Raw genomic sequence first — 22,962 nt, forward strand, 5'->3', positions numbered from 1 at the left:
GTCATGCACCCTGTCGCGATGGCGGCGGAAAACTGTCATCGCGCGAACGTGGCAGCCTAGACCTCTCCGGCGCCATAAGGGTCCGTGTGCCGCGGCAGGCCGGCGGCAACGACGGCCGCGGCCAGCATGAACGCGGCGGCGATCGGCATGGACCAGATCGGCGCTCCCGGGAAGAACGCGCTCGAAACGCTGCCCATCACGGTCGAGACCAGCAGCTGCGGCAGCACGATGAAGATGTTGAACAGCCCCATGTAGATGCCGAGCTTGTTCTGCGGCAGCGCGTCGCACAGGATCGCGTAGGGCATGGTCAGGATCGATGCCCAGGCGATCCCGACGCCGATCATCGAGACGATCAGCAGGTCCGGGTCGCTGATGAACAAGAACGAGAGATAGCCGGCCGCCCCTGCTGCGAGGTTCAGCATGTGCGTGACGGGCCGCCCAAGCCGCGCCGCGATCCAGGGCAGAACGAACGCGTAGAGGGCGGCAACGCCGTTGTAGACCGCGAACAGCACGCCGACCCAGTCAGCCCCATCGTTATACGCCTGGCTGGTCGGATCGGCGGCACCGAACTGGTGCTGCGTCACCACCGGCGTCGCGTAAATCCACATGATGAAGAGAGCGAACCAGGAGAAGAACTGGACCACCGCAAGCCGCTTCATCACCGGCGACATCGCATGAAGATCGCTCAGAATCTCCGACAACGCCCCCACCTTCGCGCGGCGCCGGACTCTCGCCGCACTGACGATCTGCGCCAGCCCGAACGCGGCGAGGCCGCCGCCGAGGATGTAGAGCGGATTGTCGAGATCGAACCAGGCCACCAGCGCGAAGACCAGAATGCCGGCCAGCAGCCACCAGACGCCGCCTTGCGGCACAGTGAGATCCTCGTGACCCGCAGGGCCGCTGATGCGCTCATAGCCACCCTGGCGCTCAAGATCGTCGGGGGAATATTCCCTGGTCGAAACCACGGTCCATAGAACGGCGAGAAAGAGTGCCGCGCCGCCGGCGTAGAAGGCGTAGCGAACCGATGGCGGGATCACCCCTTCGGGCGCCGTGTTGGCGACGCCGAGATACTGGGTGATGACGATCGGCGCGACCGAGGCGACGACCGCACCGGCCCCGATGAAAACGGTCTGGAACGCGTAGCCGGCGGTTCGTTGCGCACGCCCGAGCATGTCGCCGACGAAGGCCCGAAAGGGCTCCATCGAAATGTTGATCGAAGCGTCGAGCAGCCACAGGAGCCCCGCCGCGACCCATAGAGCGCCGGCGTGCGGAAACCAGAAAAGAGCCACCGTGCTGAGGATCGCTCCCGCGAGGAAATAGGGTCGACGGCGGCCGAGCCAGGTCCAGGTGCGGTCGCTCAGATAGCCGACGACGGGCTGGACGAGGAGGCCGGTGACGGGCCCCGCGATCCACAGGATCGGCAAGTCGTCGATCGAGGCACCGAGGGTCTGGAATATCCGGCTGACGTTGGCGCCCTGCAGCGCAAAGCCGATCTGGATTCCGAAGAAGCCGAACGAGATATTCCAGAGCTGCCAGAAGCCGAGCTTCGGCTTGTCCATCCATGCCTCCTCAAAACCGTCCGGCATTCCGGATCGGACAATCCATAGGGAAAGAGCGGCGCTCTCGCACCGCCCTTTCCCGTCAGTCGCTTCAGATCGCGGCCAGTGCCACGGTCAGAACTTGTAGCTCAGGCCGAGCAGATAGCGGCGGCCGTAGCGTTGATAGTCGATGACACGGCGCAGGTCGCCGTTCTCATACGTGATGAACGGCTCGTCGGTCAGGTTCTGGCCCTGCAGCAGAATGCCGAGACCTTCCAGCGGCCCGTCCTGGAACTCGTAGCCGATCTGGGCATCGATGATCGTCTCGCCTTTGGCCGTGCGGTTCACGCGCGAAACGCCGAAACCGACCACTTCCGCCAGGAACTTGGAGCGGTGCCGAACGCTGGCGCGGGCGGAGAAGCCGCTCTTCTCGAAATAGACCGTGCCATTCGCCACGTGCTTCGACAGGCCCGGGAGCGGCTGCGACGGGTTGTTCGGGTCCGGCTGGATGCTGCTTTCCGTATAGGAATAGCTGCCCACCACTCCGAAGCCGTCGAGGGCGCCGGTGAACAGGTTGAACGGCAGGGTCCCCGAAAGCTCGAGGCCATAGATGGTGCCGCCCGATCCGTTGGCCGGCGCGTTCACGCGACCGAGGAACGTGCCCGGCTCCGGCCCGGCGCCCGGGGGCGGCGTGTAATCGAAGCCGGTGAAGTCGTAGAGGATGTTCTGCTTGTAGATGTAGGTCTCGAGGTACTTGTAGAACCCCGCCACGGCGACATAGGCCTCCGGGCTGAAATAGTGTTCGTACGAGATGTCGACCGAGTCCGCGATCCACGGCCGCACGTGCGGATTACCGCCCTCGCCGCTGAAGAACGCATTGGTCGGGTCGGTCGAGTTGTAGAACGCGTCGGTCGTGTTGAAGTTGAACGAAGCCTTCATCTGCTCCATCCGCGGCCGCGCCAGCGTGCGCGCAAGGCCGAAGCGGAGCACGTTCGCATCGTCGAAACGGAACGAGAGGTTCATGCTCGGCAGGAGCTCGGTGTACTTCGAGCCTTCGTTCACCGCGATGTTGCCGTTCGCGAAGCCTTCCGAGCTTTGGTCGGTGTAGACGACCTGCAGGCCGATATTGCCGGTAAGCGAGCCGTTATCGCCGACCGGCTGGTCGATGTTCGCCTTCACCCAGCCCGTCAGCACATCCTCGTTGACCGACCAACCTTTGACGCCGACGTCGTTGTTGGAGTCGCGGATGAGGTCGTAGATGCCGCTGTCGATCAGCTTGATCGGGTCGTAGGCGACCATTCCCGGAATGCCGAGATAGGCAAGCTCGGTCGGATCGAGCAGCGCATCCTGCGGTATGGGAACACTGGTGTTGTGGTCGGGATCGGCGACGTTCGCCGCCAGGCTCAGGAAGAACTCGTCGGGCGTGTAGCTCTTTGAGCGCATCGTGAAGTTGGCGCCCACCTCGATGCTGTCGATGCCGCCGCCCAGCGCGTAATTCGCGCTGCCGCGGAAGGCGGTGAGCTCGTCCTTGATGCTGGGCATGTTGAGGTAGCCGTCCTGGCCGCCGGGAACGATGTCGCCGCCCCAGCCTTGCGGGCTGGTGAGCTGAATGAGGCCGGGATCGCTGTAGTCGAGACCGGTGTCGAACCGATAGAAGCCTTCCGGATCGAAGGTGAAGCCGATGGTGTCGTACGGACCGCTGCCCGCGCCGCGCGACGTGCCGGCGTAGGTTTCCAGGATCGTGTCCTTGCGGTCGACGCGCGAGTAGCTGACGTCTCCGATCAGCGTCCACCGCCCGGTTTCGTATTCCGCGTTCCAGCCGAGCGAATAGAGGTCGGAATCGCGCGTGTTCGCATCGTTGCGAACGATGCCCTTGGCACCCGCGAACGTGCCTTCGGTGACCAGGCCGTCTTCGACCGTGTAGCCGGGCTGAAGCGCGAGGCCACCCCAGAGCAGCGGAAGCTCGATCCCGCGCAGGATCTGCTCGTCCTTGAACTTCGAGTAGTACGCATCGATGCGCGTGTTGAAGTTGCTGCTCGGCTGGAATTCGATCGAGCCGATCACACCCGTGCGGGTGAGCTCGTTCGACTGCACGTAGGGCTTGGAGCCGCCGATGACGAACGGGCCGCCATCACCGAGGGTGGGATAGCCCCAGCTGTTGTAGCGCTCGATCTGGCTCGGCGAGACCATATGGGCGGCGCCCAGCATGACCCCGATCGTATCGTTGGCGAACTGGTCGATGTAGGTCGCGCTGACGCGGTAGCCGGTATCGGTGGAGCCCGAATTCAGCTCGCCCAGCGAGACCTTCTCGCCCCGCGCGCTGACGCTGAGCGCCCGGCGCCCGTACTCTAGCGGGCGGATGGTGCGCAGGTCGACCGTGCCGGACAGACCCTGCCCGATCAGGCCGGAATGGGGCGTCTTGTAGACGTCGACCCGCCCGATCAACTCCGACGGATACTGGTCGAACTCGATGCCCCGGTTGTCACCGGTCGTGACCTGCTCGCGCCCGTTGAGCAGAGTGGTCGAGAAGTCCGGCGCGAGACCTCGGATGCTGATCACCTGCGCGCGGCCGTCGATGCGCTGCGCGGTAAGGCCCGGCAGGCGGGCAATCGCTTCGGCGATGCTGTTATCGGGGAGCTTGCCGATGTCCTCGGCGGAAATCGACTCGACGATGACGTCCATCTCGCGCTTGGTCGCGATCGATTCGGCGAGCGCGGCCCGATAGCCGGAGACGACGATGACATCGCCTGCGGCTTGATCCTCCGCCTGCTCACCCTGTTCCTGGGTGGCGGCATCATCCTGCGCGAAAGCGGGAGCGGCACCTGCTGCCGTCAACGCGAACATGGCCGTGCCGCCCAGCAACAGCTTCCGCATGTCGATGAAACTCGTCATTTTACCTACCCCTCCAATACCGGCCGGGCACCCCGCCCGCGCGGTCTTTGCCTTCAGGCAACCGTTCGGCGCCGAACCGGCGCACACGGGTGAAAAATGGGTTGCCTCGTCTCTCCACTCCCGACCCTCGGCCGGGCTATTCTTGCATCCGGAGCGCACACGGGTTCGGCGCGCCTTCCAGTTTCACAAATTAATGCAAATTTGCGACATCAGTGCAAGCGCAAAATTTGCTTGGGCCTGCTGCCGCCGGGGATCAGAAGATTGATATCGATATATCTAGTATTGAAATCATATATTTACTTCAAATTGAACAGATGCTCACGAGACGCTTGACGCACTGGTCCGTCTCTGCAAATATTTGCAAAAGAGAGTTGCTGTTCCCTTTGGGCAACACGCATGGACGATGGAGAGGACGAAAATGGGGTCGATTCAGAGGCTGATGTTCAGCGCCGGACTGACGGCGCTTGCGGCGTCGCCGCTGGCGGCCGAGACCTTTCGCGACCGTTCGCCCGAAGAGGAGGTCGTCTACTTCGTCCTGCCCGATCGCTTCGCGAACGGCGATGAGGCAAACGACCGTGGCGGAATCGCCGGCGGCCGGCTCGACCACGGCTTCGACCCCGCTCACAAGGGCTTCTATCACGGCGGCGACCTCGCCGGATTGACCGAGCGGCTGGACTATATCCAGTCGCTCGGCGCGACGGCCATCTGGCTTGGCCCGATCTACAAGAACAAGCCGGTCCAGGGCCCTCCCGGTAACGAGTCCTCCGGCTACCACGGTTACTGGATCACCGATTTCACACAGGTCGACCCGCATTTCGGGACGCGCGAGGACATGAAGCGGTTCGTCGATGCGGCCCATGCCCGGGGCATGAAAGTCTATCTCGACATCATCACCAACCACACCGCCGACGTTATCAAGTACCGCGAGTGCCCGAAGAACGACTGCGCCTACCGCAACCATGCGGACTATCCCTATTCCACGCGCGGCGATGCGAAGGGCGAGCGGATCAACCAGGGCTTTTCGGGCGTCGAGGACCACACGGCGGAGAACTTTGCCAAGCTGACCGGCGCCGACTACGCCTACACGCCCTATGCGCCGGAAGGCGAGGAGGACGTGAAGGTTCCGACCTGGCTCAACGATCCGATCTATTACCACAACCGGGGCGACACGACCTTCAGTGGCGAAAGCTCGACCTTCGGCGATTTTGCGGGGCTGGACGATCTGTTCACCGAGAACCCGCGCGTCGTGCAAGGCTTCGTCGACATCTTCGGCACCTGGATCGACGATTTCGGCATCGACGGCTTCCGCATCGACACCGCCCGGCACGTGAACCCGGAATTCTGGCAGGCCTTCGTGCCCGCCATGCTGGAGCGCGCGGAGGCGCGCGGCATTCCCAACTTCCACATCTTCGGCGAGGTCTACGACGGCGATCCTGGCGCACTGGCCCGCTTCACGCGCGTCGACGGCTTTCCCAGCGTGCTCGACTTCGCGTTTCAAGGGACGGTCACCGATGTGGTGGCGAAAGGCGCGCCGACCGCCAATCTCGCCCGACTGTTCGCGGCGGACGCGCTTTACGAAGGCGGTGCCGATGCGGCGAAGCGCCTGCCGACGTTCCTCGGCAATCACGATATGGGCCGTTTCGCCCGCTTCGTGCGCGAAGCGCATCCCGGCGCCAGCGATGAGGACGTGCTGAAGCGCGTGATCCTCGGCCACGCGATGCTGTTCTTCTCGCGCGGCGTGCCGGTGATCTATTATGGCGACGAACAGGGCTTCGCCGGTGACGGCGGCGATCAGGACGCGCGTGCCGACATGTTCCCGAGCCGGGTCGCGACTTACAACGACAACGATCTCGTCGGCACCGATGCCACGACGGCCGAGGCGAATTTCGACATGCGTCACCCGCTCTACGAAGCCATTGCCGGCATGGCGAAAGTGCGCGGATCCGATCCGGCGCTGCGTTCCGGCGACCAGATCGTCCGCGCTTATGGCGATGAGCCCGGCCTCTTTGCTTTCTCCCGCCGTATCGCCGGTTCGGAGGGCGAGACACTGGCCGTGTTCAATACGAGCACCAAGCCGATCACCGCGCAGGTGCAGGTAGACACGAACTCGCTCGCCTGGACATCGCTGCATGGCCAGTGCGCCGCGGCCGCGACGGCGCCGGGCAGCTACAACGTGGAGCTTGCGCCGCTCGAATATCTGATCTGCAAGTCGGAGACCGCCCGATGATCGGCGAAGAGCAGCAGGTTCTGGATGCCGTGGCACCGCCGCTGGCCGAGGCCCGCCCGTGGTGGAAAGGCGCGGTGATCTACCAGATCTACCCGCGCAGCTTCGCGGATTCGAACGGCGACGGCATCGGCGACCTGCCCGGCATCACCGACCGGCTGGAGCACATCGCCTCGCTCGGCGTCGAGGCGATCTGGCTGTCGCCGTTCTTCACCTCGCCGATGAAGGATTTCGGCTACGACATCGCCGACTATTGCGATGTCGATCCGATCTTCGGGACCCTTGCCGATTTCGACCGGATGCTCGCCCGCGCTCACGAGCTCGGGCTCAAGGTTCTGGTCGACCAGGTCTATTGTCATACCTCGGACCAGCATGCCTGGTTCGCAGAGAGCCGCTCCAGCCGCGACAATCCCAAGGCGGACTGGTACGTCTGGGCCGAAGCGAAAGCCGACGGATCGCCGCCCAACAACTGGCAGTCGGTCTTCCACGGGTCGAGCTGGACGTGGGACGAGCGCCGCGGTCAGTACTACCTGCACAATTTCCTGCCGTCGCAGCCGGATCTCAACGTCCACAATCCCGAGGTCCAGGAAGCGCTGCTTGAGACCGCCCGGTTCTGGCTCGACCGCGGGGTCGACGGCTTCCGGCTCGATGCGCTCAACTTCCTGATGCACGACCCGGCGCTGACCGACAATCCGCCGGTCAAAGACGCGCCCAAACGGGCGCGGCCCTTCGACCGGCAGCATCATTTCCATAACCAGTCCCACCCGGACATCCCCGAGTTCCTGACCCGGCTGCGCAAGGTGATCGACGGCTACGGCGCCGATCTGTTTACTGTTGCCGAAGTCGGCGGCGAGCAGGCCGACCGGGAGATGAAGCTATTCACGCAAGGGGCGGACCGGCTCCACAGCGCCTACGGCTTCAACTTCCTCTACGAGAAGACTCTGACGCCCGAGCTGATCGAGCGGACGATCGGCCTCTGGCCCGGAGACGATGGCGAGGGGTGGCCGAGCTGGGCCTTCTCCAACCACGACGCACCCCGCGGCGTATCCCGCTGGCTCGCCGCGCGGGACCGCGACGCGCTTGCGCGCATGCTGCTGCTGCTGTTGCTGACGCTGCGCGGGAACGTGTTCCTCTATCAGGGCGAGGAACTCGGCCTGCCCCAGGCGGAGGTTCCGTTTGAGCGGCTCCAGGATCCAGAGGCGATCGCCAACTGGCCCAACGGCCAGGGCCGCGACGGGGCTCGGACGCCGATGCCGTGGGCTGGCGACGAACCCCACGCCGGCTTTTCGGCCGTCGAACCGTGGCTTCCGGTCGATCCGGAACACGTGGCCCTGGCGGTAGACCGGCAGGAAGCGGGGACGGCCTCGATCCTCAATCTCACGCGCCGCCTGGTAGCGTTCCGCAAACGCCACTCAGCCCTGAAGATCGGAGATTTCCGGCCCATCGCTGTTCCGCATCCCTTGCTCGCCTTCGAACGCAGCGATGACGGCGAGCGCCTGCTATGCGTCTTCAACCTTGCCGACGAGCCCGTTCAATGGACCCTGCCGGAGGGCTGGCATGTCATCGAACGCGTAGGCGTTGAGGCCGTTGGGGTGGTGCCGCCGCTCTCCGGCTTCGTGGCGCAGCGAATGGCATGACGGGCGCGTCAGCCGCCGCAGGATTCCCGCACGATCAGATCGGTCGGCATGCGCTCCGACCGCATGTCGCCGACGCCACTCGAATCGAGCAACTTCGACACGAGCAGACGGCCCGCACGTGCGGTGTCCTGCGACACGGTGGTGAGCGCGGGCCGGCTGTAGCGGGCGAACGGAACATCGTCGTAGCCGACGACCGACACGTCGCCCGGCACGTCGCGTCCTGCCCGCTGCAGCGCCCGTATCGCCCCGAGCGCGATCAGGTCGCTCGCAGCGACGATGCCATCGAAGTCGAGCCCGCGGCTGATCAGGGCATCGACGGTCGCCTCGGACGACTCGACCGTGAAATGGGCGGGCACCATGAGCGCCCGGTCCTGGGGCAGCCCCGCTTGGTCGAGCGCCTCGAGATAGCCGCGCAGCCGCTGCGTCACCTCCGGCGCCTCGCTGTCGCCGAGGAAGACGATCCGCCGGCGGCCCAGACGGATGAGGTGCATCGTGGCGCGGCGGCCACCCACCAGGTTGTCGCTTCCGACGGAGCAGTATTGCTGGTCCGGAAGCTTGGCGCCCCAGACGACGAAGCGGTCATCGCGCTCCATCAGCCGGTTCAGCGAGTGGTGCAGCGTGCTCTGGCCGAGGAAGACCGCACCGTCCGCACGGCTGGTGTTCATCGCCCTCGAAAGATCGTCGAAATTGGTCGGTGTGAAATGGCTGACCAGCACGTCGCAGCCCCGGGCGCGCGCCGCGTCACTGACGCCTGCGAACAGCTCGAGGAAAAACGGATCGTCGATCTGGCCTTCCCGCCCCTGCGGGCGCGGAATGATGATGGCGATCGTGCCGTTCGCCCCGATCGGGCCCGCCGGCATGTAGCGGCGGAACGGGTAGTCATGCTCGCGCGCCAGCTTCCAGATGAGCTGCTTGGTGCGCGCGTTGACCGAGGGGCTGTCGTTGAGGGCGCGGCTGGCCGTGGAGATCGACACTCCAGCCAGCTTTGCGATATCCTCCAGCCTGGTGCTGCGCCCGGCCACTATGCAAATTTTGCCACAAACATTTTCATGAGCCGAATTGCGCAGTGTCGCGCGGATTTTGCAACCCGGATTTTGCACGGAGCCGAGCCATGTTTGGACGCCTGATTGCCCTCATCGCCTTCGTTTCTGCCGCGCCCGCCTGTGCCGAGGTCGTGGCCGAAGTCAGTTCGCCCGGCGAGGTGCTGACCGTGGAGATCGACATCAACCCTGCGGGTCACGCAACTTACTCGGTGGAGCGTAATGGCGAAGCGGTGATCGAGCCCTCGCGGCTGGGCTTCCTTTTCACCGATGCCGAGAAGCTCGACCGCTATTTCAAGCTCGGCGGAACCTGGACGCGCAGCTTCGACGAGACATGGGAGCAGCCATGGGGCGAGCGCCGCTTCGTCCACAACCATTACAATGAGTTGCGCGTCCGCTTGACGGAGAGGGCGCATGCCATGCGGAGCGTCGATGTCGTGTTCCGTGTTTACGACGACGGGGTCGGTTTCCGTTACGAATTCCCCGAGCAGGCATCGCTCGACACGGTCAACATCGCCGAGGAGTTGACCGAGTTCGTGATCGCGGACCCGGGTACGGCATGGTGGATCCCGGCCGGCGAGTGGAACCGCTACGAATATCTCTACCACGAAACGCCGGTGAGCGAGGTAACGCAAGCACACACGCCGATCACCATCCGCACGGAGGACGGGCTGCATATCTCGTTCCACGAAGCGGCGCTGGTCGACTACTCCTCGATGTGGTTCCGGCGTGTCGAAGGCCGCCGCTTCCGGGCTGAGCTCGCCCCCTCGTCCCACGGCGCCAAGGTGAGCCGCGATGCGCCCTTCAACACGCCGTGGCGCACGATCCAGATTTCCGAGACGGCGGGCGGCCTCGTCGAATCCAGCCTGATCCTCAATCTCAACGAGCCGAACAAGCTCGGCGACGTCTCGTGGGTCGAGCCGTACAAGTACGTCGGGGTCTGGTGGGGCATGCATCTCGATACCGAGAGCTGGGGGTCGGGCCCGAAGCACGGCGCCAACACCGCGAACGTCAAACGCTACATCGACTTCGCTGCCAAGCACGGTTTTCGCGGCGTGCTCGTCGAAGGCTGGAATCAGGGTTGGGACGGCGACTGGTACAACAACGGCGCGGTGTTCAGTTTCACCAAGCCCTATCCCGATTTCGACATCGAGGAACTGGCGGTTTACGCGCGCAAGAAGGGCGTCCGTCTCATTGGTCACCACGAGACGTCGGGGCACGTCGCGAACTACGAGAGCCAGCTCGAAGATGCGCTCGACCTCTACAAGCGGCTCGGCATCGACTCGGTCAAGACCGGCTATGTCGCCGATAGCGGCGGCATCCAGGCGCTCGGCCCGGACGGCGAGATCCGCTTCGAGTGGCACGACGGACAGTTGATGTCGAACCACCACCTGAAAGTGGTCAAGGAGGCGGCAGAGCGGCACATCGCGGTCAATCCGCACGAGCCGATCAAGGACACCGGCCTCCGCCGCACCTACCCCAACTGGGTCTCGCGCGAGGGCGCCCGGGGCATGGAATACAACGCCTGGGGCGATCCGCCCAACGACCCCGCGCACGTGCCCGAGCTGGTCTTCACGCGCCTGCTGTCGGGGCCGATGGACTATACGCCCGGCGTTCTCAGCCTCCAGGGCCGCGGCCAGAAGCTGCAGTCGACCGTCGCGCGGCAGCTTGCGCTCTACGTGGTCATCTACAGCCCGATCCAGATGGCGGCCGACCTGCCCGAGAACTACGAGAAGCACATGGCGGCATTCCAGTTCATCAAGGACGTGCCGGTCGACTGGACGGACAGCCGCGTGCTCAACGGCGAGATCGGCGATTACGTGACCTTTGCCCGCAAGGACCGGAACAGCAATGACTGGTATCTCGGCGCGGTCACCAACGAGGACGCACGCGAACTCGAGGTCAAGCTCGACTTCCTCGACCCCGGCCGTACCTACACGGCTCAGATCTATCGCGACGGTCCCGATGCCGACTGGAAGACCAACGGCCACGATATCGTCATCGAGGAACGCAAGGTCGACGCCGGCGATGTCCTGACGCTGCGACTTGCCTCGGGCGGCGGACAGGCGATCCGCTTCGTCGCCGAATGAGGTTCGCGGTCTTTCTTTCCGCCCTGCTGCTGGCGTTCGCGTCACCGGCAGCGGCCGAGGATGCGGGTCCGGGCCGTCTCGTCCGCTACGAAGCGTTTCCCTCGCGCCACGTCGATCCGCGCGGCGTCACGATCTGGTTGCCCGCCGGATACGATGGCGCGAGCGAGCGCTATCCGGTGCTGTACATGCACGATGGGCAAAACCTGTTCGATCCGGCGATCGTGGGCGATAAGGGCGAATGGGGCGTCGACGAGGCCCTCACGGAGCTTGTCGACGCCGGCGAGGCGCGGCCTGCGATCGTCGTCGGCGTATGGAACACGCCGAAGCGCCTTCTCGAATATATGCCGAACGAGGTCTTCGCGGCGCTTCCGGCCCCATACGAAGACGAACTGGCCGAGCTCTACAAAGGGACGCCCGTCTCGGACCGCTATCTGCGGTTCCTGGTCGAGGAACTGAAGCCCTGGGTCGACGCGAACTTCCGCACGCTCACCGGCCGCAACGACACCTTCATCGCCGGATCGAGCATGGGCGGGCTGATCTCGCTCTATGCGATCAGCGAGTATCCCGAGGTGTACGGCGGTGCGGCGATGATCTCGACGCACTGGCCGCTGTTCCTGAGCTGGCCGGTCGAACCGCGCCCCGCCGCGGAGCGGGCAGCGGTTATCGCGACTTTCGAGACCTGGCTGCGCACCGCCCTCCCCGCGCCGGAAAATCACCGGCTGTGGTTCGATTACGGCTCTGCGACGATCGATGCGCTCTACGAGCCCTATCAGCTCAGGATGGACGAGGTCGTCGCAGCGGGAGGATACGAGCGCGGGCGCAACTGGAGGACCGAGTCCTTCCCCGGCGCCCCGCACGACGAAAGCGCCTGGCGCGAACGCGTCCACCTACCGTTGGCTTTCTTGCTCGGGCGGAAGGCAGAGCAGAAGTAATCGCGGGCTCGGACGTCAGTTCAGCTTGAAGAGCGCGATGTCGTAGGGCGCCAGCGCCCGGCCCGAACCGCCGAGCAGATCAGCTTGGCCGGGTCCCTGATAGTTCACCATCCGGTCCGACAGATTGGCGACGAGGTGAAACCGCTCGCCATCCAGCTTGCGTTCTACCACCAACAGCTCCGGTGCGCTTTCCATCACCTCGAGCGAACCGCGCGACAAGGCGGGATGCTTTGTCCGCAGATCCAGCAGACGGCGATAGAAGTTGAGCAGCGAGTCCGGATCGCCGTCCTGCTCCTCGACCGAGATGCCGTCATGGCTCTGCGAGTACTTGTCGGTCCAATAGCTCTTGCTCGGATCGCGGTACCAGTTGGCGTGAATCGGCGCCTCCACCTCAGCCTCCCATTCGAAGGCCTCGCGGATGCCGATATCCTTCTCGTCGGTCTCGAAGCGCATGTCCTGCACGCCGTGCATGCCGAGTTCCTGGCCGTAGTAGAGCAGCGGCGTGCCCTGCAGCAGGATGCCGAGCGCCGCCGCGGTGCGCAACCGTGTCGGCGTCATACCCTCATCCGACGCTACCCGGTTCATATCGTGGTTCTCGATGAAGATGAGCTGGTGCTTGCCCTGCGGCGTCGCGTTCGCCGTGCCGCGGATCGCCTCGACGATCTTGGCCTTGTCGAAGCTGCGGATCGCTTCGCGCAGCGGGAAGGCGAAGACGTAGTCGGCATCGCCGCGAGTCAGGAAATCCTCGCCGTAGCCCCAATCGGACTGTTCGGCGATGAAAATGACCTGCGGATTGACCGCCCGCACCTTGTCGAACAGCGGCCGCCAGAACTCGGCGAACAGGTTGGTATGCATGTCCCGCTCGTCGAGATTGTCCATCATGTGGTCGATCCGGAAACCGTCTACGCCGTCGCTGAAATCTCCGTCACCGTTGGGATCGACCCAGCTCAGGAAGTAGCGGTCGAAGTACGCCTTGAGCTCCGGCGATTCCATGTTGAGCGTGGTGATGCCGGTCTCGAGGTCCGGCCAGTGCTTCGCCACCACGATCGCGAACGGGCCCTCGTCGGGCTGGGTATTGCCCGGCCCGCGCCAGACGAGGAAGTCGCTGTAGGGCGACGCGGGGTTGCCGAGCGACTGCGTGTACCAGGGATGGTCGTAGGCGACATACTGGATCTCCTGATCCAGATAGATCTTCATGCCGCGCTTGTGCACCTCCGCCACGAGACGGTGATAGTCCTCCATCGTTCCGTATTCGGGATCGATGCCTTCGAAATCCGACGCGAAATAGTTGTGGTAGAAGGCCGAGGGATAGAGCGGCGTCAGCAGGATGGAGGTGACGCCCAACTCCTTCAGGTAGTCCAGGCTGTCGATAATCCCCTGAAGGTCGCCATGCCCGTCGCCATCGCTGTCGCGCAGGCTGCGATTGAAGACGTGGTAGAACACCTCATCCGACGGCGCGAGGGCCGCGGACGCTTGCGGCGCAGGCGTGGGAACGCTTGCGCAGGACGCGAGCAGGGTGGCAGCGGCGGCGAGCGGCCAGGCGCGGGTCAGCACACTCATGCCGGGATCAACCGGCTGGTGTCGGGAGTGCGGTGCCATGGCACGGGCGGTTCGGAGTCCTCGTAAGTCGGGAGCACCGCCTCGACCCGCTGGCGCAACACCGGCGTCCAGTCGAGCGGCGTGAGCGGCCGCGCGACGCTGGTGTGGATGTCGTCGCGGCGGAGGTAGTTCTCCATCCCGCGCGCGCGCATGCCGGGCGACATGCCGCTCCAGTGCGGCATATACCAGAGCGTCAGCAGCGGCCGCTCCTCGTTCGTCCGGTTGGCGTAGGCGCCGTGGATCAGGCGGGAATCGCCGATCAGCACATCGCCGGCCTTTACCGGCACCGCCACTTCGTCGGGATGTGCGGCGTAGTCGACCGCATCCGGGTTCGCGAAACTTTGCAAGCCTTCGGAATGCGCCGCTTCCAGATGATGCAGCGGATGATCGCGCAAGTGCGTACCGGGAATGACGCGCAGGCACCCGTTCTCCGGCGTCGTATCGGTCAAATAGATCATCACGAACAGCTGGTGCGCGCGGACATCGTAGCTTTCCGGCTCGGTCCAACCCCACCAGTCCTGATGCCAAAACAGCGGGGGTCCCCCGGCGGGCTTGGAAATCAGGAAACCGCCGGTCCAGCGCGGATCGGTGGCGCCGACCTCGCGAAGCAGCTCCGCGATCTTCGGCGATCCGATCACGTCGGCATATTCCGGATTGTCGCTCAGATGGATCAGCGAACCGTTGGACTTCACCGCCTCGCGCGCGGCCTCCTTCTCGCGCAGCAGCGTCGCGTGGGCGCGCAGCAGCAAGGTGTCCATGGTGACGGGATCGAGCACATCAGTGAAACGGACGAAGCCGTTCTGCTCGAGCTGCTGGGCGGGCGAGAGGGCGGCCGGAGCCGTCGCGGAAGGGGCGCTTGTCATGCCGACCATGATAGGCCGCCTGTGGTGCACCGTCAGCCGGCCACACTGTTGCTACCGAGTGGATAAACTATCGTGATTTTGCTCTATATGGCCGGAGCGGGAATATCGCCATCTGGTGCAGTACCGTTCTTGCGTGGCTCTATTCCACCCTCGTTCTCCGCCTGTCTTGGGCGAAGGAACAGCCATGCAACCGCAGACAGGCCGATCGTGGCCGCGCCAATCAGGAATAGCGCTCCCTTGTCCTCGACCCGGCTCATGAAAGCACCCACGCCGAAGCTCGCGACGAGCTGCGGTAGAACGACCGATAGGTTGAACAGCCCCATGAATAGACCCATGCGGCGTCCGTCGACGCGCTCCGACATGATCGCGAAAGGCAGGCTCACCATCGCGCCCCAGCCGATACCGGCAACCGCCATCAGTGCGTAGAGCAGTGGCTCCGCCCGAACGAACATCCACGCCGCGAGGAACGCCCCTGCCATCAGCGCCAGGGCGCCAGCATGGACATGCGTACGGCGGAACCGGCGGGCGAGCGGAGCAAGCAGCAGCGCAGGCGCAAGCGCCGCCACGGCGTTGAGGGCAAGGAAAGCGAGCGCGGCCGTCCGCCCCAGCCCATCCGTATCCAGCGAAGGCATCCGGTACTGCAAAAACGATACGAGGTAGATGAAGAGCGACTGGATACCGATCCAGCTCAACGAATGCGCGGCGAGAACCTTGCGGAACTCGGGCATCGTGCTCCCGTCGGACCGGGACAGCAGCGCGTGGCCGATGAGCAGAGCCGTCGCCGCCGCACAGGCAATCTCGGCGCCGTAGCCGGCGGGCATCGTCCCCGCCAACCGTACGACCATGGCGTAGATGTCGTAGATCGCGATCGCCCATAGCGGCGACAGCATCAGCATCGCACTGAGGAACGTGACGCCATCCCGAAGTGCAGCCGGGCCATCGCTCGCATCTTCGGGTTTCGGCTCCTCTATGAGTAGGGCGGGAACGACGGAGAAGAGCAGGACAAGCCCCACCGCGAAGTAGATCAGCGCAATGTTCCCGAGAAGCGCACCGATCGCATAGGCGAGCAGGCTGAAACTGCCCGACACCGTCTGCATCCAGCTATAGCCGCGCGAGCGCTCGGCGCCGCCTTCGGTCACGTCGGCGATGATCGAGCGCGTCGGATTGAAGCCGACGTTGACCGCGAGGTCGAGCGCCAGCGCAACGGCGATCGCGACGCCCATCACGCTCTCCAGTCCCAGCGCAGTGGAAATCAGTCCCATGGCCGGAAGCGCGAGGATCATCAGCGCCGCGAGCACGCCGCCGACTATGATGAAGAACCGCCGCCGCCCGTTCCAGATCCACAGCCGGTCGCTGATCAGCCCGATGGCAACCTGTCCGATGATGCCCGCCATCGGGCCCGCCGCCCAGACGAGACCGATCTCGTGAATGTCGAGGCCGTACCGCGTCGCAAGGATCCAGCTCAGCACCGAGATCTGCACCGACAGGGCAAAGCCCATTGCAGTGGCGGGAAGCGTCAGCAGAAAATAGAATGACGGTGTCCGCCGGCACTGGATATCGAGCATTTGACCCTCTCGCGATAACGTCAACATCAGCAGGGCCTTGCGCACAACGGGAAAAACTATCACCCTGTTGCCCTCATGACTCTCCGCCCCATCTGCGAGCCGGTCGAGCTTCCGCTCGGTGCGAGCGTGATCGCCGAGCGCGTCGTCTCGGCCGTCGATGCGCCCGCGTCGGGGCAATTCCTCCATTTTCACGACGTCAGCGAACTGGTGCTGTTCGGCCGTGTGGAGGGCGCTTTCATCGCCGACGGCAGGCAGCATCCGCTGAGCGACGGCGCAGTGGCCTTCTCCCCCTCGATGCGCCACCACGACTTCGCGCTCGCGCCGGGCCGGAAGGACTGGGCGCTGATCCAGATCGATCCGTACATCGTCGAGAATCTCGCGCATCAGCCGTCGCTGTCGCGGTTGAACCGGCCCTTCTGCGCCATGCCGGACGCCACCGCACGCCGCCGCATCGACGTTCTGGGCGACTGGCTGATCGATGTGGCCGGCACTGATCCGTTCGATCCGCTGATCGGGCGCATCGTCGAACTCTTGCTCTGCCAGATCGCCGCAGCCCCGGAGGTTGCCGGCAGCGAGGCGACCAGCGATGCGACGCAGGTCGAGCGACTGCTGCCCGCGGTGGAGCAACTCAGGCGGGATCCCTCCGCAGCGATCTCGCTCGAGAACGCCGCCGCCTCGTGCAACCTGTCGCCAGCCTATTTCTCCCGCCGTTTCAAGCGGGTCTTCGGGATGAACTTCACCGACTACGCACGGGTCTACCGCCTCCATCTCGCCGCGCGCCGGATCGCCACCTCCGGCGCATCGCTGTCCGAGATCGCCTACGGCCTGGGCTTCTCCAGCCCCTCACACTTCAGCGCCCGGTTCCACGAGCGCTTCGGCATGACCCCGCGTCAATACCGCCGCACAGCCCAGGCGCGATAGTCCATTCAACCCACCTTAAAATACCTTTCCGGGATGTTCGCACTTTTCTTGTTCGTTCGAACGAACTAGAGAAGGGCGCATGGCCATGCCCTCGATTCTCGAAGCCGCTATCGATCAGTTCGGCCGCAAGGGCTTCGAGGGGGCGAGCACCCGGGCGATCGCTGCGGCTGCCGGAACGACGATGTCCTCGATCACCTACCACTTCGGCAGCAAGCACGGGCTCTATCTGGCTGCCGCGGACCATATCGCGCAGCGCATCGCGGAAATGCAGGCGCCCACCGTGGAACGGATGCGGGAACTGGCCGACGGCTCGCGCGAAGGGGCCATCGCCGCGCTGCTGGGCCTCTTCGACAGCTTCGCGCTGATGATGCTCTGCGCGGAATCGGCGCCCTGGGCCCGCTTCATCCTGCGCGAACAGCAGGAGCCGACCGAGGCGTTCGAGCGGCTTTACGGCGGGGTGATGCGCCGCATGTCCGAACAAGTGGTGGAGTGGCTGCGCCTCGCCCGGTCCGATCTGTCGGAACGCGAGGCACGCGCGACCGCCGTCGTGATGTTCGGCCAGACGATGATCCTGCGCGCGGGCCGCGCCACCGTCTGCCGCGTCATCGGCGTGGAGACGATCGACGACGATGTCGCCGCCCTGCTTCGGGCCCGTCTGCGCAGCAATCTGCTCGCCATCCTGCGGGAGGAACCTACATGAACCGCCGCCGCCTCATTGCCATTGCAGTACTCCTCGCCCTCGTCATCGTAGCGATCGTGACCCGCGGGTTCGGCCTGCTGGGAAGCGATCGGGATGATCCGCTGACGCTCTACGGCAATGTCGACGTGCGCGAGGTCGATATGGCGTTCCGGGTCCCGGGCCGGATCGACAACATCGCAGTCGAGGAAGGGGCGAAGGTCAAACGCGGCCAGCAACTCGCGACGCTCGACACCGCCAGCCTCGACGCGCAGATCGCACGCGCCGATGCCGACGTCGCCCGGGCCGAGGCCGAGCTTGCCCGCCTGACAAACGGCAGCAGGCCGCAGGAGGTCGCCCAGACCCGCGCGCAACTCGCCGCGGCGCAGGCCGCTCTCGTCAACGCCGAACGCGATTACGCGCGGCGCCAGCCGCTCGTCGAGCCCGGCGCGATCAGCGCGGCGGTATGGGCCCAGACCGTCGCCGCCCGCGACCGGGCACGAGCCCAGGTAGCCGAGGCACGCCAGGCGCTCTCGCTCGCACAGGATGGCGCCCGTGCGGAGGACATCCGGGCCGCCGGCGCCCAGGTCGCCGCCGCTCGGGCCGCGCGCCAGAGCGCTTCCATCGATCGAGGCGATGGTATTCTGACCGCCTCGGTCGATGGCACCGTCGTTACCCGCGCACGCGAACCCGGCGCCATCGTCCAGCCGGGCGAGACCGTGCTCACGCTGTCCATCGATCGGCCCTTGCGCGTCCGCGCCTATGTCGGCGAGCCGGACCTCAGCCGTGTGCGGCCGGGCATGCGCGTGACCATCAAGGCCGACGGCAATCCGAAGGCCTATCACGGGACGATCGGCTACATCTCGCCCCGCAGCGAGTTCACGCCCAAGTCGGTCGAGACCGAGGACTTGCGCACCGACCTCGTCTACCGCCTGCGCATCAATGTCGAGGACCCGGACGACGCGCTGCGCCAGGGCCAGCCGGTGACGGTGACCATCCCCACACCCGCCGCCGCGGAGGACTGATCCGGTGAGCGCCGCCGTCGCCAGCGCGAAGGGGGTGGTCAAGCGCTTCGAGGGCGTGACGGCGCTCGATGGCGTAGCGATCGACGTCGCGCCGGGCCGGATCACCGGCCTGGTCGGCCCCGATGGCGCGGGCAAGACCACGCTGATCCGCATCCTCGCCGGGCTGATGAAGGCCGACGAGGGCGAGATCTCGATGCTCGGCGGGCCGCCGGGGGCCGCGCTCGACGATCTCGGCTACATGCCGCAGCGCTTCGGTCTCTACGAGGATCTGACGGTTGCCGAGAACTTGACGCTCTACGCCGAACTGCGCGGTCTGCCGCGCGGCGAGCGGCAGGCGGTGTTCGATCGGCTGCTGGATTTCACCGATCTCAAGCGGTTCCAGGCTCGCCTCGCAGGCAAGCTCTCGGGCGGCATGAAGCAGAAGCTCGGCCTCGCCTGCGCGCTGGTGAAGACCCCCAAGCTGCTCTTGCTCGACGAGCCGGGCGTCGGCGTGGACCCGATCTCGCGCCGCGAATTGTGGGCTATGGTCGGCGAGCTCACCGGCGAAGGCATCGGCGTGTTGTGGTCGACCGCCTATCTCGACGAGGCCGAGAAGTGCGACACCGTCTATCTGCTGAGCGAAGGCAAGTTGCTGTTCGAAGGCCCGCCAGGCGACCTCACCGGCGCGGTCGCCGATCGCGTGATCCGGGTGAGCGGGTTCGAGGCCCGGCGGCGGCGGTTCCTGACCGAGGCGCTCGACCGCGAGGACGTCATCGACGGGACCATCCAGGGCCGCTCGGTGCGTCTTCTGATCCGCGACGGCCGCGAGGTGCCTGATGCCGTCATGCTCGACGCGGGGCCGGACACCCGGATCGAGCCGGCCAGCCCGCGCTTCGAGGACGGCTTCATCGAACGGCTCGGCGGCGGACCCCGCGGCACGAGCGCGCTGGCCGAACGCTATCGCGAGATCCCACCCAGCGACACGCCGATGATCGAGGCGAACGGACTGACCCGCCGCTTCGGGGATTTCACCGCGGCGCGCGACATGAACTTCTCGATCCCGCGCGGGCAGATCTTCGGCCTGCTCGGCCCCAACGGCGCGGGCAAGTCGACCACGTTCAAGATGCTGTGCGGCCTGCTGACGCCCAGCGAAGGGACGGGCGCCGTGGCCGGGAACGACCTGCGGCGCGCGGCCGCCGACGCGCGCGCCTCGCTCGGTTACATGGCCCAGAAGTTCTCCCTCTACGGCGATCTGTCGGTGCGGCAGAACCTCGACTTCTTCGCCGGCGCCTATGGACTTGACCGGCAGGAAGGCGCGCACGCGATCGAGGCGATGGCAGAGATCTTCGAGCTCGGCGAGCGGATGAACGTCAACGCCGGCACGCTCCCGCTCGGCTTCAAGCAGCGCCTCGCCCTCGCTTGCGCGGTCATGCACGAGCCGCCGGTGCTGTTCCTCGACGAGCCAACCTCGGGCGTCGACCCGGTGACGCGGCGCGAGTTCTGGACGCACATCAATGGTCTCGTCGAGAAGGGCGTGACCGTGCTCGTCACCACGCACTTCATGGACGAGGCCGAGTACTGCGACGAGGTCACGCTGATCTATCGCGCGGAGCAGATCGCCAGCGGCACGCCCGACGCACTGAAGGCCAGGGCGGCGGAACTCTCCGACACAGCCGACCCGACGATGGAGGATGCCTTCATCGCCCTGATCGAGGACAGCGACCGTGCGCGCGAGCTGGAGGCGGCGGCATGAGTGCGAACTTCAATCGCCGCCGGCTGATCGCCCTGTCGATCAAGGAATTCGCGCAGATCATGCGCGATCCCTCCACTTTCCTGATCGCCTTCCTGCTGCCGCTGATCCTGCTGTTCCTGTTCGGCTACGCGGTATCGCTCGATTCGTCCCGCACGCGGATCGCGCTGGTGGTGGAGGACAGTTCCGCGCAGGCGCTCGACCTCGCCAGCGCCTATGCCCATTCGGACTATTTCGAGGTGATCCCGGCGCGTAGCGTGGCCCAGGTGCGGGATACGCTGATCGACGGGACCGCGCGCGCCATCATCGTCATCCCGCAGGGCTTCGGCGAAGGCATGGTCGCGGGCACGCCGCCTCCGATCCAGATCGTGACCGACGGATCGCAGCCCAACACCGCCAACTTCGCCGCCGCCTATGGCGAAGGGGTACGGGCGGCGTGGATGGCGGCGGAGACGGGCCGCGGCGCCACTGCGCCACCGATCTCCCTGTCGCCCCGCTACTGGTACAATCCGGGCCTCCAGAGCCGCTATTTCCTCGTCCCCGGCTCGATCGCCATCGTGATGACGATGATCGGCACGCTGCTGACCGCGCTAGTCGTCGCGCGCGAATGGGAGCGCGGCACGATGGAAGCGATGATGGCGACGCCGATGCGAATGGCGGAATTCATCGCCAGCAAGGTCGTGCCCTACTTCCTGCTCGGCATCGGATCGATGACGCTGTGCACGCTGATCGCGGTGTTCGTGTTTGGCGTGCCGTTTCGCGGATCGCCCTTCGCGCTCGCCGCCATCGCCGCAGCTTTCCTCATGCCCGCGCTGGGCCTCGGCCTGTTCATCTCGGCGGCGACCAAGAACCAGTTCGTCGCCAGCCAGATCGCACTGCTCACCGCCTTTCTGCCGACCTTCCTCCTCTCCGGCTTTCTCTACGAGATCGCCTCGATGCCCTGGCCGATCCAGGCGCTGACCTACATCGTGCCAGCGCGTTATCTGATCCCGCCCCTGCAGACGGTGTTTCTGGCCGGCGATCTGTGGGGCCTGATCCTGCCCGATATTGCGATCATGCTGGGCTTCGGCGCGCTGTTCTTCTTCCTCTCCTTCCGGGTGACGAAGCGGAGCCTCGACTGATGCGCCGCCTGTCCGCCATGATCGTCAAGGAGATGTGGGCGCTGCTGCGCGATCCGAAGTCGCGCATCGTGCTGGTGGTTCCGCCGCTGCTGCAGCTCTTCATCTTCTCCTATGCGACCACCCTGGACGTGAAGAACGTCGACGTCGCGGTGCTCGACCGTTCCGGCGGGGTCCATGCGGCGGAGTTCATGGCGCGGGTCGCAGGCAGCCCCAATTTCCGCGACATCCGCCGCCTGTCCTCCACCGACGAGCTCGAGCAGGCAATCGACGGGCAGGAGGTGATCGCAGCCCTTGTCTTCGACTCTGATTTCGATGCCCGGGTCACACGCGGCGAACCCGCCACGGTCGGCGTGGTGCTGGACGGGCGGCGTTCGAACGCGGCTCAGATCGTGTCCGGCTATCTCAGCGCCATTGCCGGCAGCTACGGAGCCGAACTGCTGCCGCGCCGGGCGGCGGAGGCCGCTACGGCCGGCTCGGTCGTGACCAACTGGTACAACCCCAGCCTCGACTACATCTGGTTCACGCTGCCATCGCTGGTCGCGATCATAGTCGCGGTGGCGGGTATCGCCATCACATCGCAGAGCGTGGCGCGCGAACGAGAGCTTGGAACGTTCGATCAGCTCATGGTCTCGCCCTTGCGCGTCCACGAGATCCTGATCGGCAAGATGGTGCCGCCGTTCCTGGTCGGCATGTTCAACGGGTCGCTCTATCTGGTGATCGCGCCGCTGGTGTTCGGCGTGCCCTTCACCGGCTCATACCTGCTCTTCTTCCTCGCGCTGTCGGTCTATCTGCTCGCGCTGATCGGCGTCGGCATGCTGGTGTCGGCCGCCTCAGCGACCCAGCAGCAGGCGTTCCTCGGATCGTTCCTCGCAACCGTGCCGCTGATCCTGCTGTCGGGCTACGCCGCGCCGATCGACAACATGCCGGGCTGGCTCCAGATCGTCACTTATGCCGATCCGGCGCGCTATTTCCTGATCCTCGTCCAGGGCCTGTTCCTCAAGGCGATGCCTGCTGCGCAAGTGTTCGAGCAGCTCTGGCCGCTCGTCGTGATCGCCTGCGCGACTCTGGCCGCATCGGCCTGGCTGTTCCGCGCCCGCATGGAGTGATGTT

General features: G+C 65.4%; 16 protein-coding genes. 10 read left to right on the plus strand and 6 right to left on the minus strand.

The window, feature by feature from the left end; translation table 11 throughout:
- Positions 1 to 56: 56 nt before the first annotated feature.
- Both D2V04_RS14610 and D2V04_RS14615 read right to left on the minus strand, forming a co-directional pair.
- Positions 57 to 1,559 carry an MFS transporter gene (locus D2V04_RS14610; RefSeq protein ID WP_119514892.1) on the minus strand — a complete coding sequence of 501 codons (1,503 nt, stop codon included), beginning with the start codon at positions 1,557 to 1,559 and terminating at the stop codon, positions 57 to 59.
- A 114-nt stretch (positions 1,560 to 1,673) separates the two neighbouring features.
- Positions 1,674 to 4,430, minus strand: coding sequence for a TonB-dependent receptor (locus tag D2V04_RS14615; protein WP_119514457.1), 2,757 nt, complete (start codon positions 4,428 to 4,430; stop codon positions 1,674 to 1,676).
- 418 nt (positions 4,431 to 4,848) lie between these two features.
- Here D2V04_RS14615 and D2V04_RS14620 point away from each other — a divergent pair, with 418 nt between their 5' ends.
- Both D2V04_RS14620 and D2V04_RS14625 read left to right on the plus strand, forming a co-directional pair.
- Positions 4,849 to 6,657, plus strand: a complete 1,809-nt coding sequence (locus D2V04_RS14620; protein WP_182849770.1) for an alpha-amylase family glycosyl hydrolase — start codon at positions 4,849 to 4,851, stop codon at positions 6,655 to 6,657.
- Positions 6,654 to 8,291: an alpha-glucosidase family protein gene (locus tag D2V04_RS14625; protein WP_119514458.1), complete on the plus strand. Its 1,638-nt coding sequence runs from the start codon at positions 6,654 to 6,656 to the stop codon at positions 8,289 to 8,291. Before D2V04_RS14620 ends, D2V04_RS14625 begins: the two co-directional genes overlap by 4 nt.
- Before the next feature lie 8 nt (positions 8,292 to 8,299).
- Here D2V04_RS14625 and D2V04_RS14630 read toward each other — a convergent pair whose 3' ends face one another.
- Entirely contained in the window at positions 8,300 to 9,313 is a 1,014-nt protein-coding gene (locus tag D2V04_RS14630) for a LacI family DNA-binding transcriptional regulator (RefSeq protein ID WP_119514459.1), read from the minus strand.
- An 89-nt stretch (positions 9,314 to 9,402) separates the two neighbouring features.
- Between D2V04_RS14630 and D2V04_RS14635 the strand changes: the two genes are divergently transcribed.
- Both D2V04_RS14635 and D2V04_RS14640 read left to right on the plus strand, forming a co-directional pair.
- A complete protein-coding gene (locus D2V04_RS14635) occupies positions 9,403 to 11,421 on the plus strand; it encodes a glycoside hydrolase family 97 protein (protein WP_119514460.1) in 2,019 nt (672 codons plus the stop codon).
- Positions 11,418 to 12,353, plus strand: coding sequence for an alpha/beta hydrolase (locus D2V04_RS14640; protein WP_119514461.1), 936 nt, complete (start codon positions 11,418 to 11,420; stop codon positions 12,351 to 12,353). Before D2V04_RS14635 ends, D2V04_RS14640 begins: the two co-directional genes overlap by 4 nt.
- A 15-nt stretch (positions 12,354 to 12,368) precedes the next feature.
- Here the strand turns inward: D2V04_RS14640 and D2V04_RS14645 are convergent, their stop codons facing one another.
- The 3 genes from D2V04_RS14645 to D2V04_RS14655 form a co-directional block, all read right to left on the minus strand.
- Positions 12,369 to 13,913 (minus strand): alpha-amylase family glycosyl hydrolase, encoded by a 1,545-nt coding sequence (locus tag D2V04_RS14645; protein ID WP_182849771.1) that lies wholly within the window; start codon positions 13,911 to 13,913, stop codon positions 12,369 to 12,371.
- The gene (locus tag D2V04_RS14650; protein WP_119514463.1) at positions 13,910 to 14,824 is read right to left on the minus strand and encodes a phytanoyl-CoA dioxygenase family protein; all 915 of its coding nucleotides are present in this window, start codon (positions 14,822 to 14,824) and stop codon (positions 13,910 to 13,912) included. Before D2V04_RS14650 ends, D2V04_RS14645 begins: the two co-directional genes overlap by 4 nt.
- 74 nt (positions 14,825 to 14,898) lie before the next feature.
- Entirely contained in the window at positions 14,899 to 16,380 is a 1,482-nt protein-coding gene (locus tag D2V04_RS14655; RefSeq protein WP_182849772.1) for an MFS transporter, read from the minus strand.
- A gap of 75 nt (positions 16,381 to 16,455) precedes the next feature.
- On the opposite strand from D2V04_RS14655, the gene D2V04_RS14660 reads away from it, so the two are divergent.
- The 6 genes from D2V04_RS14660 to D2V04_RS14685 all read left to right on the plus strand — a co-directional run bounded on the left by D2V04_RS14660 (position 16,456) and on the right by D2V04_RS14685 (position 22,958).
- A complete protein-coding gene (locus D2V04_RS14660) occupies positions 16,456 to 17,301 on the plus strand; it encodes a helix-turn-helix transcriptional regulator (protein WP_119514464.1) in 846 nt (281 codons plus the stop codon).
- A 79-nt stretch (positions 17,302 to 17,380) separates the two neighbouring features.
- Positions 17,381 to 18,001: a CerR family C-terminal domain-containing protein gene (locus D2V04_RS14665; protein ID WP_119514465.1), complete on the plus strand. Its 621-nt coding sequence runs from the start codon at positions 17,381 to 17,383 to the stop codon at positions 17,999 to 18,001.
- Positions 17,998 to 19,002 carry an HlyD family efflux transporter periplasmic adaptor subunit gene (locus tag D2V04_RS14670; protein WP_119514466.1) on the plus strand — a complete coding sequence of 335 codons (1,005 nt, stop codon included), beginning with the start codon at positions 17,998 to 18,000 and terminating at the stop codon, positions 19,000 to 19,002. The genes D2V04_RS14665 and D2V04_RS14670 overlap by 4 nt, the downstream gene beginning before the upstream one ends.
- A 4-nt stretch (positions 19,003 to 19,006) precedes the next feature.
- On the plus strand, positions 19,007 to 20,734 hold the full coding sequence (locus D2V04_RS14675; RefSeq protein ID WP_119514467.1) for an ATP-binding cassette domain-containing protein: 1,728 nt from the start codon (positions 19,007 to 19,009) through the stop codon (positions 20,732 to 20,734).
- On the plus strand, positions 20,731 to 21,852 hold the full coding sequence (locus D2V04_RS14680; protein WP_119514468.1) for an ABC transporter permease: 1,122 nt from the start codon (positions 20,731 to 20,733) through the stop codon (positions 21,850 to 21,852). The genes D2V04_RS14675 and D2V04_RS14680 overlap by 4 nt, the downstream gene beginning before the upstream one ends.
- Positions 21,852 to 22,958: an ABC transporter permease gene (locus tag D2V04_RS14685; RefSeq protein WP_119514469.1), complete on the plus strand. Its 1,107-nt coding sequence runs from the start codon at positions 21,852 to 21,854 to the stop codon at positions 22,956 to 22,958. The genes D2V04_RS14680 and D2V04_RS14685 overlap by 1 nt, the downstream gene beginning before the upstream one ends.
- The last annotated feature ends 4 nt before the right edge of the window (positions 22,959 to 22,962 follow it).

The sequence above is a fragment of the Pelagerythrobacter aerophilus genome, assembly GCF_003581645.1.
Classification (GTDB): domain Bacteria; phylum Pseudomonadota; class Alphaproteobacteria; order Sphingomonadales; family Sphingomonadaceae; genus Pelagerythrobacter; species Pelagerythrobacter aerophilus.